This window comes from Nostoc sp. DedQUE09 (assembly GCF_034530915.1).
In the GTDB taxonomy this organism is placed as follows: Bacteria; Cyanobacteriota; Cyanobacteriia; order Cyanobacteriales; family Nostocaceae; genus Nostoc.
Genome location: NZ_JAVRCE010000022.1, coordinates 48639 through 67029 on the forward strand (window position 1 = coordinate 48639; position 18391 = coordinate 67029).

The window sequence follows — 18391 nt, forward strand, 5'->3', positions numbered from 1 at the left end:
AACTCAACTACGTTTGTAACATCAGTCTTCTGCTCTAAACTACAATCTCGTCGTTAAGGTTGCTGCCCTTTTAAGACTTCATTTAGAAATGTCTATGAAACTGACTCAAATTTAACCATAAATATTCAAAAATGTAAAGTTTTATTACAAAAGTCAAATTTTTGATGCGTTTTGTTATAAATTTTGTATAGTTTTTGTTAATCAGTAATTATGCTTAAAATAAATAAGTGCAATAAGACAACTTTATATTCAAAGCCGAATTAGTCTAAATAAATATGCTAGAGTAATTTCTGAGGTCATGTTAATCATTCTATACCTCCAAGAAGTGAAACTCTCCAAGATATCTGCGATATCCTTAATTAATTCAAGCTGATGTATCAGTAACCTCAAAAATTATAATATTTTTATTTTGCCTACTTGCTTGATTATTAGCAGTCAGGAGTTTTGTTTAACTGCCAATCTAAATTGACCAACAAAACCTTTTTTTATTAATTTTTTACAAAACTAAAATGTGATTATTAAGCTGATATCAAAGCTAGGTATCTCGGTAGTAAAACGGCACTCAAATCGTCCCTGGAGGATGCTTTTGATAAAGAACTTAAAGTTACTCCCAAGAAAATGGTTAAGACTAGACTAAACAGCCAAAGTTTTTTGTAAATAAAAATAGTGAGATACCCAAATTGTCTTGTATATTTAAGCTTTTATCAAATTTTACCTACACCAAGTGTTCCTAACTATGAGTAATCAAAGCATTACAACAAATAAATTCAGTGAAGTGCCTTTAGATTTACGTGCATCGACATTTGTCACGGTACGTAAGGGTTCGTGGTGGTTGAGATTAACAACATTATTCTTAGTAGACTGTACCCTTTTATTTGTAGCTTGGGTGTTAGCAGCACATCAATCTACCTATGGACATTTTTCTTGGTATATACCAAGTCATTATTTACCAATTTTAACAGCTATTGCGATTCAAATAGGATCTCTAGCTATCGAAGGTATTTATCGAGAAGGTCACAAACGCTATGACTATTTCAATATTATAAAATCCCTAACTTTTGCTCATGGATTAATTCTTTTAGTTAGTTTTTTGTATAAACCAGTTATTGATATTACACGTCCAAGATTAATATTATTACCTTGGCTGCTAAGTATATTTTTTATTTGTACTGGTAGATACGCTGTAAATATTACTCTTGAATATCTACGCAAGCAGAAAAAAATAGTTCGTTCTTCTGTTTTCATTATTTGTGATCCTCAAGATCACGAGCAGATTGCGAATTTTATAAAAAAAGAAAAGCATTACATTATATCTGGAACGGCGAATGCCAATTCACTAGACAGATATCAGCGTCAGCAAACATTGACTCAGCTTAATCAACTAGGAGTGACAGAAGTTTTTATATCTTGGGATGCGCTAAAAAATAGAATGTTTTTGTGCTGGTTATTTCAAGCATCTGGGATACAAGTACATATTTTACCAATGGAATTAAAACCAATTTATAAAAACGTACAATTCAACAAAATAGGTGGAATGCCTTGTCTGAGTTTGGATTGTCCGATAATTACAGGTAAAGATTTTTGGATAAAGCGTAGTTGTGATTTTTGTTTTGCAACTTTATTTGTAATGTTATTATTCCCGATTTATATAGCTATAGCTATAGCCATAAAACTTGACTCTCCAGGCACAGTATTCTACAGACAAACGCGTATAGGTTTACATGGTCAACAGTTTAAAGTATGGAAATTCAGAACGATGAGGTCTGATGCAGAAAAATTACAGAAAGAATTAGAAGCTTTAAATGAAACAAAAGATGGAATTATCTTTAAAATTAAAGATGATCCTCGCATTACCCGTGTTGGAAAATTTCTCCGTCGTTACAGTTTAGACGAATTACCTCAACTTTTTAACGTTATCCTTGGAGAAATGAGTATAGTAGGACCTCGCCCTTTACCTACCAGAGATGTTGAAAAGTTTTCTGAACACCATTTTATTCGACATGAAATTTTACCTGGTATTACAGGTCTTTGGCAAGTATCAGGTCGCTCAGATATTTTAGACTTTGAACAAGTCATTCATTTAGATATTAGCTATATCGAAAATTGGTCGCTTGGGTTAGACTTTGAAATTCTCCTTAAAACAGTTATGGTGGTTTTGAAAAAAGATGGTGCTTACTAACAGAAAAAATCCACAGCATGACAGCTAGGATTAGAGAATTTACTTTCTGTATCAATCTATTGCAGTATTCAGTTTAATTTATAGCGGATTAAATTTAGATTTTTCTACATTCATTATTGAGTAATTAGTTACTTGTTTTGTCTGGGGATGCTCAAGAAAAATCTATAAATGTCCGACAGAAAATTGTGGTGACTCAAAATGAAAGAATTAAGCTGAAGTAGGAATTATTAAGAATGGTAGAAAAGTACAAATTCATAAGTAATTCCTTCTCGATGATACTCAATCGGTTAGCACAAAGTGTTACAGCCTTTGTATTAACCGCTTCTATTGCTCGTACTCTAGGAGCTGAAGCTTTAGGGCAATATTTATTAGCATATTCCTATTATTTTATCTTTGTGGGCATTGCTTCACAAGGGCTAAAAACATTGTTTACTAGAGAACTAGCTCGTGAGCCAAAAAAAACACCAGTCTATTTAATCAGTGGTACTTGCCTACAGTTAATATTTAGTTTTTTCAGTTATGCGGCATTGGTGATTGTAGTATTTTTACTTCCCTATAGTTCCAAAACCTCGACTGTTTGTTACATAATGGGTTTAACGATCATCCCCTTTGCGCTTTCTAATATCACAGAGGCAATTTTTCAAGCGAAAGAAAAGATGCATCTGATTGCGATCGCTACAGTGCCAGTTTATATTTTACGCCTAATCATCATGATTTGGGCGATGCAACTAAAATATGGAATTGAATATTTGGGAGCGATCCTCTTTTTCTCAGAAACAATAATTTTGGGAATTGAATGGATTTTTATCGCTCGGTTAGTAAAAATAAAATTGCAAATTGATAGAACTTTTGTATTTAATACAATCAAAAGTGCGCGTACGTTTTTTGCTATTGAAGCAATAGCTGTAGTTAGTGGCAGAATTCAAATATTGATACTTTCATTGTTAGGAAATGAGTTTTTAGTAGGTTTATTTGGTGGAATAGCACAATTATTACAACCCTTTATGATTATTGCTAACAGTATAAGTTTAGCAATATTTCCAAGACTCTCAAAGGCAGTAGAGCAAGGACGGGAGAAGCAGAGGCAGATAGCTGAAAATATTATCGAAATCCTATTAATCATTGCATTACCCTTATATCTTGGAATCTTATTGTTTGGCAAAGAGTTACTAGTTTTTCTCTATAATGCTAGTTTTGCTGAAGCAAATATAGCTCTTGTTATAAGTGCTGCATCACTCGTTTTTTTGCCGTTTACACGCTCACTAAGTTATTTACTTGTAGCCAATGGTTTCGAGATAGTAAACCTACGTGAAGTAGTTATTACCACTACATTAGGGAGCTTGGGAGGAGTGGTACTAGTTTCGCACTATCAGTTACTAGGTGCAGCTTTAATGGCATTATTAATGACTTTTTCTGGTTTTAGTCAGTATATTTATTTCACATATACTCGCCTATTTTCATTAAATTGGTGGCGAATGGTGCGCCGACCATTAATAATAGCTATTGTGATGCTACCTATATTAATATTATTACAAAAACTTAGCCTAGACTTTATATTAACTCTAATTATTGCAACTTGTACTTATGCTTTATTTGTGATTTATTTAGGTATTCGTGCATTTGGAGGGTTTCGCTTTTTATGGTTAAAATTGTTAAAATCGCAGTAATTCATTTCAAATCAATTATTATCATTAACTCGTAAAAACTGCTGAAATAAATAATTTAAGAGGGAGGATATAATTTTAATTATGATTAAAGTTGCTTTATTACATTTTAGCTTTGAAGATTACACCATTGAATTAGCAAACAGTCTGGTTAAACATGTTGATTTAACACTAATTCACCCGGAAAAAGTCTCAAATGTTTGTAGCAGTGTTCTTGATCCCAGTATCCGCGTAATTAGCTTTAAAAAACCACGAATTCGTGACCCACGCAACCTATTGTCGATGTACGCGATGATGCGTATTATCAAAGACATTCAGCCGGATGTCTTGCATGTGCAAGAAACTAACGATCCTTGGTATGATTTGACTTTGTTTCTCAACAAAATGCCGCCATTAGTGACAACTATCCACGACGTATTCCGTCACCCAGGAGATAGCATGGCTGTATTCGGTTCAGAGTATACCAGGCGTATTGCCTTCTATCGTTCCCAACAATTGATTGTCCATACTCATCAACTAAAAAAGATTTTAACTGAACAATTTCGTATACCTCAAGAGCGAGTCAATGTTTTACCACATGGGGAACTTGGTAGTTTGTATCAGCGTCGGGGTAAGAAGAATAGTCAGACTCGTGAGCCAAATACATTACTATTTTTTGGACGCATCTGGCCTTACAAAGGATTGAAATATTTACTTCAGGCTATGCCTTTAATTGCTGAACGTATACCTGAAGTCAAGCTGATTATTGCTGGGCGGGGAGAAAACATCAAACAATATTTTCCGAATGGTTATGATGAGAAACGCTACGAAATTATCAATGACTTTATTCCCCTTGAAGAAGTAAGTAATCTATTTCAACGCAGTACGGTAACAGTTCTACCATACATAGAAGCTTCTCAGAGTGGTGTGGCAGCTTTATCTTATGGGATGGGAACACTGGTTGTAGCCTCCGAAGTAGGGGGATTAAGTGAGATAATTCAGCATAAAAAAGATGGGTTGTTAGTTCCACCTTGTGATGTCCAATCTTTAGCTGATGCCATTATTTATTTGTTAAGCGATCGCGACTTACAGCAACGTATGCAAGCTGCGGCATTAGCTCGTTGTCAGGAAGATTTAAATTGGTCAAATATTGCCGCTCAAACAGCTCAAGTTTATTATAAAGAACTGACATATGCAAAATAAATATTAGTTAAACTATTATGAGAAAAATACTAATTTTTGCTGAACAGGGATTCACAATTGCTAGCTTACTGATGTATTCAGGGGCGATCTTTGTTCTCTTACTGTCAGGAGGAGCAGGACAGAGCGATTTAGTAGAATATGATAGCTCTGTGATCCGGATTATTTTTTCTTTCATCTACGCAGTTACATTAGTACTACTAGTTTTGCGTTGGAAAAAAACTCTTTATTTACTTAGTAAAGACTTTTTGCTTTATTCTTTAATTTTATTGGCAGCTGTTTCTATTCTTTGGTCTTTTGAACCATCAACAACATTAAAAAATAGTTTTTCCCTCATTAATTCCAGTTTATTTGGACTATATTTTGCTTCGCGATATAGCTTAAAACAGCAGTTACATTTACTTGCTTGGAACTTTGCAATTATTATAATACTTAGTTGCGTTTTTGCTATAGCCTTGCCTAAATACGGGATACAGAGCGATTTGGATGGCTCAAAGTGGCGTGGAGTATTTACGCACAAAAACGGTCTGGGAGCAAGGATGGTAACGAGTGGTATGACTTTTTTTATCCTTGGTTATCAAACTCAAAAACGTAGTTGGCTTTTCTGGGCAGGGTTTATCTTGTCAATACTACTCTTACGGCTTTCCGCTTCCGGTTCATCTTTGCTTAACCTATTAATGATATTATTGGCATTTTTTGCTTTTCAAATTTGGCGTTGGTCATACCAGTTCATGGTACCAACCTTAATAATGATGGCGACTATCAGCCAAAGTTTATATTTTTGGTTGTCTAGTAACGCGAAGGTCCTGTTCAGTGCAATTGGCAAAGATGCGACACTGACGGGTCGAACAGAGTTATGGCCATTAGTAATTGATAAGATTTGGAAACATCCTTGGCTTGGTTACGGTTATGGTGGATTCTGGCAAGGATGGAATGGCGAATCTGCCGATATTTGGCTTGGAGCTGCATGGACGCCAACCCACCCCCACAATGGCTATCTGGCTCTTTGCCTAGATTTGGGCCTTTTAGGATTAGGGATATTCTTTTTAGGATTTTGGCGCAGTTATCTGCAAGGATTTGCTTGGGTGCGTAGTAATAAAACAGCATTCGATATTTGGCCACTTATACACATGACATATATAGTTTTATCTAGTCTCACTGAGTCTAACTTAGTGGAATCAAATAGTTTGACTTGGATACTCTATGTGGCGGCATCTCTCTCGGTCAGAATGTAAAAATCAGATGATTAATCAATATAAATGTAACCAGCTAGTAACGGCAAAACTGATAGATATTATGATGTAGATATACATATTGATTGTTCAACCCAGTTTTGACAAGGATGACTATAGGTTACATAAATAAGGTATATTTTAGACTTGACAAGTGAGTGTTTTACTAAAGTAACATTTCACATTTCCCCTACCTATCACCCATAAATTATGGGTTTTGACCATTTTACTGAGTGAATAATTACTTACGAAACTAATTAAAAATTGAAATTATTATGGCATCACCGAAGAAAGTACTAATTATCGTTGAAAATCTTCCAGTTCCCTTTGATAGACGGGTATGGATGGAAGCAACTACTTTGCAAAAAGCTGGGTATGAAGTTAGCGTAATTTCACCTACAGGTAATGGCTTTGATAAAGATTACGAAATTATTGAACAGATTCACATTTACCGTCATCCCCTACCAGCGGAAGAAAGTTCTGTCATTGGCTATCTCCGAGAGTACAGTTGGGCGATTAACTGGCAATTCCGTCTAGCTCAAAGGGTATGGCGAGAGCGTGGTTTTGATGTCATACACATTTGTAATCCGCCCGATTTACTTTTTTTGGTAGCAGCATGGTTTAAATTATTTCATGGTATATCTATTATCTTCGATCATCATGACCTCAGTCCGGAAATGTATGAAGCTAAGTATCGGCGGCGCGATATTTTTTATCATGGATTACGCTGGGCTGAACGCTTGACCTATGCCACAGCAGATATGGTAATTTCAACGAACGAGTCACACCGAGAGGTGGCTCTTAAGCGTGGGCACAAGAAACCAGAGAAAGTATTTGTAGTTCGTAGTGCGCCGGATCTTTCGCGCTTTCGCCGAATGCCTCCAAACCCGAATTACCGTAGAGGTAGAAACTATTTGATAGGTTACATGGGTGTCATGGGAGAGCCAGAGGGTATTGATTATCTCTTAAGAATGGTATATTACATTGTCCACAAAAAAAATCGCTCTGATATTCACTTTATGCTAATTGGTAGTGGACCTATGGCAGAAAAGCTTAAGGACTTATCTAAAGAGTTAGAAGTGAATGAGTTTGTAGAATTTACAGGGTTTAAGCAAGGTGAAGAACTTTTAGAGCGGCTTTCCAGCTGCGATGTTTGTGTAGAGCCTTCTCCAACATCTGCTTATAACGAAAATTGCACGATGAATAAAATTCTTGAATACATGGCAATGGGAAAAGCAATTGTCCAGTTTGATTTGCGGGAGGGAAGACGTTCTGCACAAGAAGCATCTCTTTATGCCAAGCCTAACGATGAGGTAGAATTTGCCGAGAAAATTCTGGAACTTCTAGATTCTCCTGAACGCAGAGAAAAGCTTGGAGCAGAGGGGCGACGCAGAATGGAGGAGATTCTTGAATGGCAATATCAAGCTCCAAAACTGTTAGATGCTTACGATAAAGTTTGGCAAAATAGGTAGCTATTTTAACTTTCCAAATTACTATACTGAATAATGAGTAGATGTTGATAATCAAAAATTACAAACTGACTAAAAGTCGAGTTTTTTACTTGACTTTTAACTTTTGGCTTTGGCTAAGATAATTGTTCTGACAAGGAATATAGCCGTACAATATCCAAGTAAAAATAAAGTCTTTAATAATCCAGAAATAAATTTGAATGAATATTAATGGTTGATGGCTAATGCAAAAAAAATTGAATTGAACGTCCTGTTAATAAAGGGTTGATTTATGGGACGGCTGTTAGAGTTAGGACGTAGTTAACTCACCTAGAATCCCAAAATTAACAAAGGTTTTGCTCAATTAAAGGTACACACACCACCGTTACAAATTTGTACTAAATAAGGACTAAATTTTTAACTTAAATATATACTACAATACAGTTCAGTTAAGCACTTCTTGCTTCTTTTCTTTGCATCTTTAGCGGTTCGTTAAAAAAATGATTTTGATAAAGAGTTAAGCTTTAACTGAACCGTGTTGGTCTATACTATATTTTATATTGTAAAATTATACATAATCAGTATTGTCAATTGTGCTGGTTTGTGGCTGTTATTAAGTCAATTTTGAGTTTCTTGCTTAACACCTGTACTTTGGAAGATTTATGTCAGAAAAATCTATGGAATCTAGAGAATCTATTGATTTAGACCTTAATCGTTACTTGTTGATATTGAAACGCTGGTGGGTGCCTGCTTTCAGTATATTTGTGGCAACAGTTATTTTGAGTGCTATATCTACAAAATTTCTGAAGCCAGACTATGAAGCAGAAGGAAAACTGTTATTCAGAGTTCCTAGTTTTAAAGTAGCAGGCAATAATCTTTCCCCTGGTAGCTCTGAAGGTGGAGACTCAGGAGATTTGAAACCATTGGTAGCAACTCAAAATCCCATAAGCAGTCAGATAGAAGTTATTTCTTCCCCAGCTTTATTGCAACGGACAATAGACAAACTACAACTCAAAGACAAGGAAGGTGAACCTCTGGAGGTAAAAGAACTACAAAAAGCTCTGAACCTAAAAATTATCGGTGGGACGGATGTATTGCGTATTAGTTATAGCAGTAACGATCCTGAAGAAGCAGCGGCAGTAGTCAACACAGTTATGAGGTTTTATTTAGAAAATGATATTCTGACAAATCGCTCTGAGGCAGGAGCGACTCGTCAGTTTATGGCCAAGCAACTTCCTACAACTCAAGCTGCTGTTAATAATGCAGAAGTAGCGCTACGTATATTTAAACAAAAGCATCGGATTGCAGATTTATCCGAGGAGACAAGGTCAGCTGTTGCGACTATTGGAAATCTAGACAATGAGATGAATACTGTCAAGGCTCAACTGGATGAGGTAAATGCCCAAACCAATGAACTGCGGCAGAAAGTAGAGCTAAATTCTCAGGAAGCGATCGCTGTGAGTGCCCTAAGTCAATCACCAGCAATACAGGGAATTCTTACACAACTCCAAGAGACTGATCGGCAGTTAGCGGTTGAGCGCAGCCGTTTTCTAGATGACAACCCTATAATTATTAACCTAGAAGCAAAAAAAGCCAATTTAAAATCTCTCCTGCAACAGCAAGTTGGTCAGACTATTGGCAATCAAACACAAGTTCCCCAGAGCCTATTGCAGATTGGAGAACTCAGACAAAGCCTGATACAAAACTTTCTGCAATCAGAAATACAACGTTTTGGCTTAACTCAAAGACTCTCCTCTCTATATAATTCCCGTGCTAGCTATGAACAGCGGGTGAAACTCATACCCCAGTTGGCACAAAACCAGCGAGAGTTAGAACGCAAAGTTGAAGTTGCAGAATCGACCTATCAAACTCTATTGAAAAAAGTTCAGGAATTACAGTTAATTGAAAATACAAATAGCCCTAGTTCTCGAATTATTGCTCAGGCTTTAGTGCCCACAGATCCTACATTAGGCAAAAAAATAATTGTCTTGGTGCTAGGAGTCATGTTTGGTTTATTTTTTGCCACTACAACAGTACTCTTTCTCGCTATGAGAGATAGATCTCTAAAAACACTTAAAGAAATTAGAGATGTATTTGGATATACTTTACTAGGAATTGTTCCTTTATCTGCTAAAAAGCTTCGTTCCCGTGATTCCAATACAGAATCAACATCTCAAATAGTTGCCGTCAGGGATACTCCCTACTCTTTAACGAGTGAAATGTACCGGATGATTCAAGCAAATCTGAAATTCTTAAGTTCAGATAATTTGCTCAAAACCATTGTGATAACTAGCGCAGTTCCTAAAGAAGGCAAGTCTACGGTTTCAGCTAATTTGGCAGCAGCGATCGCCCAACTAGGACGTAAAGTTTTACTAATCGATGCAGATATGCGAATTCCTTCTCAGCATCATCTCTGGCAACTAACCAATGAAGTTGGTTTGAGTGAAGTTCTTGTAGGCCAGGCTGAATTTGACATTGCCGTATCTAAGGTAATGGACAACCTTGATGTTTTAACTGCTGGAGTTAGGCCTCCCAACCCACTTGCTTTGCTTGACTCAAAACGGATGGCATCACTCATTGAGAGTTTCTCATCTCAGTACAAATATGACTTTGTAATTATTGATGCCCCTCCACTGCTTTTGGCAGCCGATGCTTTGACTTTAAGCCAAATGACTGATGGTATTTTGTTAGTAGCCCGACCCGGAGTAATTGATTCCAACAGTGCTAATGCTGCTCAAGAGGTATTAGAGAGATCCAATTACAACGTTCTAGGTTTAGTAGTCAATGGAGTCATTGATAAAAATGAATCTAGTAGTTATCGGTATCATTCTCACGAATATTTTAAACCAAGAGAATTGACAAAAGAGTTTAAGGGACTGGCGAAGAAATAAAGCTTCTAAAAAATTATTTTAGGAGTTACATCAAGTCCGGATAAATATTTATTAATAAAGACTGACGCTAAGACGCAACAAGTTTTAAATAATAAGTAATTAACCGGACTTCTAATTATATAGCGATCTTAGATAGCATAAAGTATATCTTTACCAATATAGGAAAAGCTATATTAGGATATGTAGATACAGCAGATATCAGGTAAATGAAGTACATAGACAAAACCCGAAAGCCTGTAGAGACTTTGCATGTAACGTCTCTAGATGTAGTGTATGAAACCGCTAACTGCTGTAATTTTCTGGATGGTAGTCCGATTTCTTCAGGTGTTGCCACTCCAGTTTCATTGAATTTATTAGAGTTTTTGCTCGCCTCGAAAGCAACTCCATGCACAAAACCCTGATTCATCCAAATATTTCAGGTCTATTTCTCCAGTAGCCGCACATAGTTCCCGCATCTGTATTCTGCTTGTTTCTGCGGTCAGTCTATGGGGTATTGTTTTCCCTTGTGGCTCTTCCTCTCCACTTTACAATTGGGTTGTAGACAAAAAACCTGTATAAAATAAGAACTTTACCATACAACCCAATACCATGCTTTTAACTACTACCGATGTTCGTATGCTCCTCTATCGGGTGCATAACCGGACACACGAGGATTGCCTTGAAAATCGGTTTTTAAACTACTCCACTTTAAACCACTATTAATTGCCGGACTTGTTGATTTCAATCTAAAGTCACGAGCTGATGCATTAACAAACTGCGGATCTCCAATCATATCATTAGATCCTTTCATATGGATCGTCGAATTATGGGGATAAACGTTGTAGTTATAACTGACGTTGACATTTTTCATATTGCTATTCACAGCATTACCAGGGGAAGCATACATAATGTTATTGAAAATTTTGACATCAGACGAATAACCTGCATAAATTTCGCCCTTTCCCTTTTTTTTAATTTCTGGACTTTGCTGATTCAAATATGCCGTGTTGTTGATAATATCGATACGTTGACTATCATGGGCATGAATACCTGAACCGCCATTATTGTAGGTGAGATTGTTCGCAACTAAAATCCGTCCTTTATATCCTTTTGAAACATCCACAATAATGCCATTACCGTCTGTAATCCTTCCGGCATCAATCCAAGGAACGTACATTCGATTGTTGTAGCTCCTGTTATTGGTTACAAATATCTTGTATCCCTGTTTGTTGTCAGAACTCCAATTATTAAGCATGGAAATGCCACTGCAACCATAAACTGTGTACCAAGAGTTATTGAAAACAGTATTATTATCCACTTTCACATAATCAGCTTGGATTGCTGAGATACCTGCTCCTCCACAATCATGCACTTTGTTGTTCAGAATATTTATGTGATGAGAACGGCCTTTGTTTCCTCCCTCAATGCTTATGCAATTTCCGTTAGTAAGCGGATTTGATCTGTTATATTTCTGACTTAACGCATAAGAACGGGTGATATTAGCATTGTTCCCTATAACCTCCAGCCCGTTAATCTCGATATATGAAGCTCCATTTGCAATCACGATACCATTCCATGTATTGTGCTGAATTTTTGGAAAATGCCCAGGATATGCTTTATATTTAATCCATGCATTTGCAGTTCCAGAACGTTTAATAGCTAGTACGGCCCCATTTTTGGGTCCATTCTTGTATTGCCCGTTCATAATAAGTACCGTGTCGCCAGGACTAGTAAGATTTGCTGCCCTTTGAAGTGTCTTAAAAGCGGATGAAGTAGAGAGTCCGCTATTTCTGTCGTTTCCGTTACCACTAACATAGTATGTTGTCGCAGTTGAAATACCACTGATCAGCTTGCGGCTAGGTAGTGGTATTTCCTGAATAGTGGATGGCTGAGGAACATCTTTAAATAAAGACTCTGTTATTTTCTGTCCTTGAACCAGACCTGTTAATGCCCAGGGAAGTACAAGAGATGCGCTCAAACTGAGAAAACCGAAACCATGAATCATCATAGGGAAAAAATAGGGTATGTTGCAAAAACTCAATCATTAACGGTTAGTAACTCTAGCCTTAGTTAATAACCCAGTATTGGATACGGTCGTATCACTGCCACTTGTAAGTTTATACACGGTTTTATAGGTTTAAACCTGCGCATTTTCGCGTAAATATGGCTGAACCACCTTTTGAGCTTGTGTTCCAAAAAATCGCAAACATCCGATAAAATCACTGAATCAAAAATATCAGTATCCAGAGTTACCCTAGCCATGAACACCAAGCAACCGTACAAATGGCGTCATTTCCAATTCGACATCATTCTACTGTGTATAGGCGGTATCTGTGGTTAAAATAGTATATCTGTCATCAATTAGTTAATTTACTTAAATAATTCTTATGATAATAATAATCACTAAATGGCTAAAAATAGGTTATAGACTAGTATTTAAGGAATCTGCTTTCTAAAATATTCTCATTATCATAAAAAATCCGAGTACTACAATAAAGATTTCAAAAGCCTATCAATGCACATTATGAAGCTACAGTAAGAGTTTTAAAGTTTCCAGTATTTCTATATGAGTAATATTACTTAGAATTATTATAATGACGGATATATAGAAGTGGTCAGATAGCTTAGAACATTGGCAAATCAGAAGAGAGCGGCTATCACAGCTATTTATAGCAGACTTGTCCTACCAGTATGAAGCCGCTATAAGAAACTTCCAGGTAAAAAAATATCCCGTAGTAGGGGCGCAAAGCCTTGGGCTGCGAGAAATCTAGAAATAATTTGGGATAATTTATTTTTTGCAAGTCCCTAAAACACAATTTGGAAAAATCGATGCCTTTTGGAGCATCCCCCATGTGTAACTTGCTTTTGATTAAAGGATAGTGCAATTTTAGGGACGAAGAGGGTTGCCCAACGTCCCCAATTTGCATCTATCTCTTAAACTAAAGTCCAAATAAGTTCAAAAGATTAAAAATAACACCTAGAGGTCCAGTTATGGTGTTGACGGTATCGCCAGTCTTAGCTGAACCAGATCGGTTGACTACTACAACGTCATTATTGCGGAGTATGGGATTAGTTTGCTCATTAATCCCAGCGGAGAAATCCACTTTTACTATACGTTTAGTGACAGAACCATTAGGGTTGAGGCGAATCAAATCAACAGCACTACTACTAGCTCTGGCATCATTAAATCCGCCAGCAGCAAGTATAGCTTGATTTAAAGAACTATTTGGCTGAACGTCTGTTAGACCTGGTTTTTTAACTTCGCCTACCACACCAACCTGAATCCGTGTAGGAGACAAAGTAGTGGTAGCTAATTGAGTAGCTTCTGCGGGGATAATTTCAGTTGCCGTCGGAATAACAATCGTATCTCCGTCTTGCACAATGATGTCTTGATTGGCATCACCACTCTGTAACAGTTGCCAAAGATTAATATCTATAGATTGTTCTGAGCCAGTTCTTGTAGGTCGGCGTAGCTTGAGATTACGCACATCAGCTTGTGCTGTAATTCCGCCAGCTAGTTGAATAACTCGTGTCACATTTGGTAAACCATTAGGAGTGGTAGTACCACTGTTAGTGGTTGTGCCCCCCTGTGCATCTGCGTTGGCTGGGGTGACAAGATACGAACCAGGACGGTTAACTTCACCAATAATTGTTACTGTGCGGGGTGTCGTTTGACTGGCGGCAAAGTTGGATGCAAATATATTGCGAGATTCTGCGACGTTGAAGTTGGTTGCTGTTGGCACAACTATAGTGTCTCCATCCCGCAAAGTAATATCCTGCGATAACTTGCCTGTTTGAATGAATTCTTTCAAATTGAGGGTGACAGCTTGCTCTGAAGAACGTCCTATTCTACGCCGTAATTGAACTTGAGTCACATCCGCAGCTAAAGTCACTCCCTGCGCTGTTGTTAATGCAGCTAATACAGTGGGGTATTGTACGCCTGGATTGTTCCCGGCGCCTCCGCTCAAGTTTAGAGTGTAAGCTCCAGGACGTGTCACCTCTCCAGCAACGAAAATATTGATGGGACGAGGGGATAACAGATTGACTGAGATTAAGGGGCGTTTGAGGAAGCGAGCATATCTTCTAGCTATTTCGTCAGAAGCTTGTTCAGTTGTTAGCCCTAGTACCGACACACTGCCAATTAAAGGTAGGTTGATTGCTCCACCTGGGGGAATTTGGTATTCACCTGTATATTCAGGTACTTCAAATACATTTACACGGATGAGATCGCCGCCTCCTAATGAATAATTAGTATCTAATAGTGTTTGTGTGGTTGGTGGTTGTGTAGTTGGGGGTAATGGTTGTCCCTGAGCTAGACTGGCAGATGACACAGCGGCATTGACAGCAGTTAACAAAGCCATACCTACAGCTGGCTGAATTAAGAATTTAGACAAACTTTTGTTAAGCATATTTACCTAAGACTCTGAAACTACGATCAATAAAGTACTGTCTAAACATTTTTATTTTGACTATACCTAAGTATTCAAGTTCCCCGACACTCTTATTTTCCTAGAAAAGTGTTATTTTCCGGAGGAAATTTGTTTATTGAAGTTAAATTTTTAGTGAAGTTAGCTTAAAGTTAATGTTGCTTGAATAGAGTAATATCAAAAAATATAGGATTTACGCAAATAAACCCAGTTTCTACAATAAATTGTCTATTAGCCAACAATCAAGTAGTCACTAATAAATTTTTATTGTCAAAGTTAATTTGATGACATTTAAAATCTGCGATGAGTAGTAAGGGACTACTGAAATTAGGAACAAGTTCATTAAATAAATACAAATAACCTTGAAAAGATGTCGAAATTTTATTTTTTTAGGTTGTGTTGGGCGAAGAGAACTCAAAAAAGCAGAATTTTGGGTTTTGTTCTTCAACCCAGTCGACAATTTACTATTTGGCAACAAAACTAATTCAAGAAGTTGTTTTTTCTTTGGATTTGTTGAATAAAAAATTCTTCTAGGGAGTGACGTGATAAGTTCATGGCGATAATTTTACCTTCCATGAGACGAAGACTGGCAAGAAAATCATAGTAATCATCTTGTAGTGTACCGTGCCAGGAACCATCAGGCTCAAATATGAGGGTGGGTATCCATTTTTTGAGAATTTCCCAGTCGCCACCTTGACCTTTGACGTGATATGTGTTTTTACCGCCTAAGAGTTCATTGAGCGAACCAGAGCAAATTAGTTCACCTTGAGCGAGGATGGCAATGCGATCGCAAATCTGTTCTACTTCACTAAGAATATGGCTGTTGAAAAAAATCGTCTTCCCAGCAGCTTTGAGGGCCAGAATAATTTCTCGCATTTGGTAGCGTCCCACCGGATCAAGACCAGACATTGGTTCATCCAGAAAAACTAAATCTGGCTCATTAATTAGTGCCTGTGCCATACCAACACGCTGTAGCATTCCTTTGGAATAGCGACGCAGCAGCTTTTTACGGGCATCGGCTTGGGATAAACCCACTAATTCCAGCAGTTGGGGAATGCGTTGGCGTTGGACACTCTGGGGAATTTGGAATAGTCCAGCAGCTAGCTGCAAAAATTCCCAGCCAGTGAGATAGTCATACAAATAAGGATTTTCTGGTAGATAGCCGATATGTTGCTTAACACTGCGATCGCCTATGGGTTTACCCAACAATAATCCTCGTCCAGAGGTGGGATGAATAATTCCCAGCAATAATTTTAAAAGGGTGGTTTTACCAGCACCATTAGGCCCCAGCAACCCAAAGGTTTCGCCTCTGTAAACCGTTAAAGAACAGTTTTTGAGAGATACGACTTTTTGATTTAGCCAAAAACCAGTGCGATAGACTTTTCGCAACTCAGAAGTTAGGACTACTGGCGGAGTGTCTGTCGTATTAAGTTGAGAATTAGGGTCATCTGCAACAGACTTCATCTCGGTTAAATCACTATTTATCAGCTTGGTATGAATTAAAAATTACCCGGTAGGCTGATAATAACCATCACCAAGCTGTGTGTCAATTATCGGGAACTGAGGATTGGGGACTGGAGAAGAAGCAAGGGAGCAGGGGAGAAATCAATTCAAAATTCAAAATTCAAAATTCAAAATTAAAGAACTTCTGCCTTCTGCCTCCTCTTTCCCAATGACTAATGACAAATGACAAATGATCAATCCCCAATTTGACTCTTTTCATAGAACTCCCTTAGAACTGGGAATTAAGCCAGCACGTCGGGGGTCAATTTCCACTGCCTGCCGTGTTGCTCTTGCAAAGGCTTTAAATGTCGCTTCAATGATGTGATGGGAATTAATGCCATCCAGTTGTCGAATATGCAGTGTCATCTGGCTATGGTTTACCAAAGCCACAAAAAATTCTCGCACCAGTTGGGTGTCATAGGTTCCTACCCGCTGAGTAGGAATTTGCAAGCCGTAGCTGAGGTGAGGTCGTCCAGAAAAGTCTAGCGCTACTTGAACTAAGGCTTCATCTAGCGGTGCAAGAAAATTACCAAAGCGAACAATGCCTTTTCTGTCGCCTAATGCTTGGTTAAAAGCTTGCCCTAAAGTAATGCCTACATCTTCATTGGTGTGATGGTCGTCAATTTCCCAGTCTCCCTTGGCTTGGACATCTATATCAACCAGCCCGTGGGAAGCAATTTGATGCAACATGTGATCCAAAAACGGAATACCTGTTGCTGCTGTGCAAGTTCCTCTACCATCTAGGTTGATGGTAACTTGCACATTAGTTTCACCAGTGGTGCGGTGAACAGTGGCAATCCGAGGAGTTTGGGTTAAGCGATCGTAGTTTGAATTAACTTGGCGATTGGTTGTTTGCATGGGGAGTGGAAAGAGCTAAGAGTTAGGAGTTAGGAGTTAAAAATTCATAACTCATAACTCCTAACTCCTAACTTTATCGCGTCACATTCCCATAATTTCATATCCTGCATCTACATAGAGAATTTGTCCGGTAATGCCGCTGGACAAATCACTACACAAGAAAGCCGCAGCATTGCCTACTTCTAGCTGAGTGACGGTGCGTCGTAGGGGAGCTACCTCTTCTACATGATGAATCATATCCAAAATTCCACCCACTGCTGAAGATGCCAAAGTGCGGATAGGGCCTGCGGAGATGGCATTCACGCGGATATTTTGCGACCCTAGTTCAGCAGCTAGGTAACGCACACTCATTTCTAACCCCGCCTTGGCAATTCCCATAACATTGTAGTTGGGGATTGCTCTGACACCACCTAAATATGTCAGGGTGACGATACTACCTCCCTCTGTCATCAAAGGTTTCGCTGCACCACTTAATTGCACCAGCGAGTAGGTACTAATTTCTAAAGCGGTGTTGAACCCAGAACGAGAGGTTTGGCTAAAATCTCCACTTAAATCGTCTTTGCTAGCAAAGGCTAGACAATGGATGAGGATATCTAGCTTTCCCCACTGTTCGCGGATTGCCGCAAAGGTAGATTTAATTTGTTCGTCATCTTGGACATTACAGGGTAGAAATAAGCTGGGCTTAAGAGGTTCTACTAACTCGGCGACTTTTTTCTCCATCTTGCCGCGTTCATCCGGCAGGTAGGTAATACCCAGGTTTGCTCCGGCGAGGTGCAGCTGTTGGGCTATCCCCCAGGCGATCGAGCGGTTATTGGCAATACCTGTAACAAGGGCATTTTTTCCAGTCAGATTTAGCATAGAAATTGTTAATGCGATCGATCATTAGGAGCATACTAGAATCTGAGGCACGTTTAGTCTTTGTTTTATACAGGATTGACAAAAATGAATATTGATAAGGGTGTTTGCTGTGACAAAAATCTTGATTTTTTATAAAGATATTCTCAAGATATCTTTATTTGTTCTTCAAAAAA

General features: G+C 38.0%; 12 protein-coding genes. 7 read left to right on the forward strand and 5 right to left on the reverse strand.

The genetic code is table 11. The features are described 5' to 3' along the window. Positions 1-736: 736 nt before the first annotated feature. The 7 genes from RMY27_RS15975 to RMY27_RS16005 all read left to right on the forward strand — a co-directional run bounded on the left by RMY27_RS15975 (position 737) and on the right by RMY27_RS16005 (position 10994). A complete protein-coding gene (locus tag RMY27_RS15975) occupies positions 737-2179 on the forward strand; it encodes a sugar transferase (protein WP_322664777.1) in 1443 nt (480 codons plus the stop codon). A 233-nt stretch (positions 2180-2412) separates the two neighbouring features. After that, positions 2413-3846 carry an oligosaccharide flippase family protein gene (locus RMY27_RS15980; RefSeq protein ID WP_322664779.1) on the forward strand — a complete coding sequence of 478 codons (1434 nt, stop codon included), beginning with the start codon at positions 2413-2415 and terminating at the stop codon, positions 3844-3846. 81 nt (positions 3847-3927) lie between these two features. Then, on the forward strand, positions 3928-5025 hold the full coding sequence (locus RMY27_RS15985) for a glycosyltransferase family 4 protein (RefSeq protein WP_322664781.1): 1098 nt from the start codon (positions 3928-3930) through the stop codon (positions 5023-5025). A 17-nt stretch (positions 5026-5042) separates the two neighbouring features. After that, complete coding sequence (locus tag RMY27_RS15990; RefSeq protein WP_322664783.1) at positions 5043-6257, forward strand: O-antigen ligase family protein; 1215 nt, start codon at positions 5043-5045, stop codon at positions 6255-6257. A 272-nt stretch (positions 6258-6529) separates the two neighbouring features. Further along, positions 6530-7726, forward strand: a complete 1197-nt coding sequence (locus RMY27_RS15995) for a glycosyltransferase family 4 protein (protein ID WP_322664785.1) — start codon at positions 6530-6532, stop codon at positions 7724-7726. Between the two features lie 638 nt (positions 7727-8364). Continuing rightward, positions 8365-10593, forward strand: a complete 2229-nt coding sequence (locus RMY27_RS16000) for a GumC family protein (protein ID WP_322664787.1) — start codon at positions 8365-8367, stop codon at positions 10591-10593. 206 nt (positions 10594-10799) lie between these two features. After that, positions 10800-10994 carry a hypothetical protein gene (locus RMY27_RS16005; RefSeq protein ID WP_322664788.1) on the forward strand — a complete coding sequence of 65 codons (195 nt, stop codon included), beginning with the start codon at positions 10800-10802 and terminating at the stop codon, positions 10992-10994. A gap of 200 nt (positions 10995-11194) precedes the next feature. On the opposite strand, the gene RMY27_RS16010 is transcribed toward RMY27_RS16005, so the two are convergent. From RMY27_RS16010 to fabI, 5 genes are all read right to left on the reverse strand, one after another. Then, entirely contained in the window at positions 11195-12580 is a 1386-nt protein-coding gene (locus tag RMY27_RS16010) for a right-handed parallel beta-helix repeat-containing protein (RefSeq protein ID WP_322664790.1), read from the reverse strand. A gap of 931 nt (positions 12581-13511) precedes the next feature. Next, positions 13512-14981, reverse strand: coding sequence for a polysaccharide biosynthesis/export family protein (locus RMY27_RS16015; RefSeq protein ID WP_322664792.1), 1470 nt, complete (start codon positions 14979-14981; stop codon positions 13512-13514). 498 nt (positions 14982-15479) lie between these two features. Continuing rightward, on the reverse strand, positions 15480-16463 hold the full coding sequence (locus RMY27_RS16020; protein WP_322664794.1) for an ABC transporter ATP-binding protein: 984 nt from the start codon (positions 16461-16463) through the stop codon (positions 15480-15482). A gap of 255 nt (positions 16464-16718) precedes the next feature. Then, the gene (gene hisB / locus RMY27_RS16025; protein ID WP_322664796.1) at positions 16719-17360 is read right to left on the reverse strand and encodes an imidazoleglycerol-phosphate dehydratase HisB; all 642 of its coding nucleotides are present in this window, start codon (positions 17358-17360) and stop codon (positions 16719-16721) included. Positions 17361-17441: 81 nt separating this feature from the next. After that, positions 17442-18218: an enoyl-ACP reductase FabI gene (fabI, locus tag RMY27_RS16030; protein WP_322664798.1), complete on the reverse strand. Its 777-nt coding sequence runs from the start codon at positions 18216-18218 to the stop codon at positions 17442-17444. Positions 18219-18391 lie beyond the last annotated feature (173 nt).

What these genes read in the sequence shown, in the direction of transcription:
- RMY27_RS15975 (WP_322664777.1), top strand. Translation starts at nt 737, where the DNA reads ATGAGTAATCAAAGCATTACAACAAATAAATTCAGTGAAGTGCCTTTA.
- RMY27_RS15980 (WP_322664779.1), top strand. Translation starts at nt 2,413, where the DNA reads ATGGTAGAAAAGTACAAATTCATAAGTAATTCCTTCTCGATGATACTC.
- RMY27_RS15985 (WP_322664781.1), top strand. Translation starts at nt 3,928, where the DNA reads ATGATTAAAGTTGCTTTATTACATTTTAGCTTTGAAGATTACACCATT.
- RMY27_RS15990 (WP_322664783.1), top strand. Translation starts at nt 5,043, where the DNA reads ATGAGAAAAATACTAATTTTTGCTGAACAGGGATTCACAATTGCTAGC.
- RMY27_RS15995 (WP_322664785.1), top strand. Translation starts at nt 6,530, where the DNA reads ATGGCATCACCGAAGAAAGTACTAATTATCGTTGAAAATCTTCCAGTT.
- RMY27_RS16000 (WP_322664787.1), top strand. Translation starts at nt 8,365, where the DNA reads ATGTCAGAAAAATCTATGGAATCTAGAGAATCTATTGATTTAGACCTT.
- RMY27_RS16005 (WP_322664788.1), top strand. Translation starts at nt 10,800, where the DNA reads ATGAAGTACATAGACAAAACCCGAAAGCCTGTAGAGACTTTGCATGTA.
- RMY27_RS16010 (WP_322664790.1), bottom strand. Translation starts at nt 12,580, where the DNA reads ATGATGATTCATGGTTTCGGTTTTCTCAGTTTGAGCGCATCTCTTGTA.
- RMY27_RS16015 (WP_322664792.1), bottom strand. Translation starts at nt 14,981, where the DNA reads ATGCTTAACAAAAGTTTGTCTAAATTCTTAATTCAGCCAGCTGTAGGT.
- RMY27_RS16020 (WP_322664794.1), bottom strand. Translation starts at nt 16,463, where the DNA reads ATGAAGTCTGTTGCAGATGACCCTAATTCTCAACTTAATACGACAGAC.
- hisB (WP_322664796.1), bottom strand. Translation starts at nt 17,360, where the DNA reads ATGCAAACAACCAATCGCCAAGTTAATTCAAACTACGATCGCTTAACC.
- fabI (WP_322664798.1), bottom strand. Translation starts at nt 18,218, where the DNA reads ATGCTAAATCTGACTGGAAAAAATGCCCTTGTTACAGGTATTGCCAAT.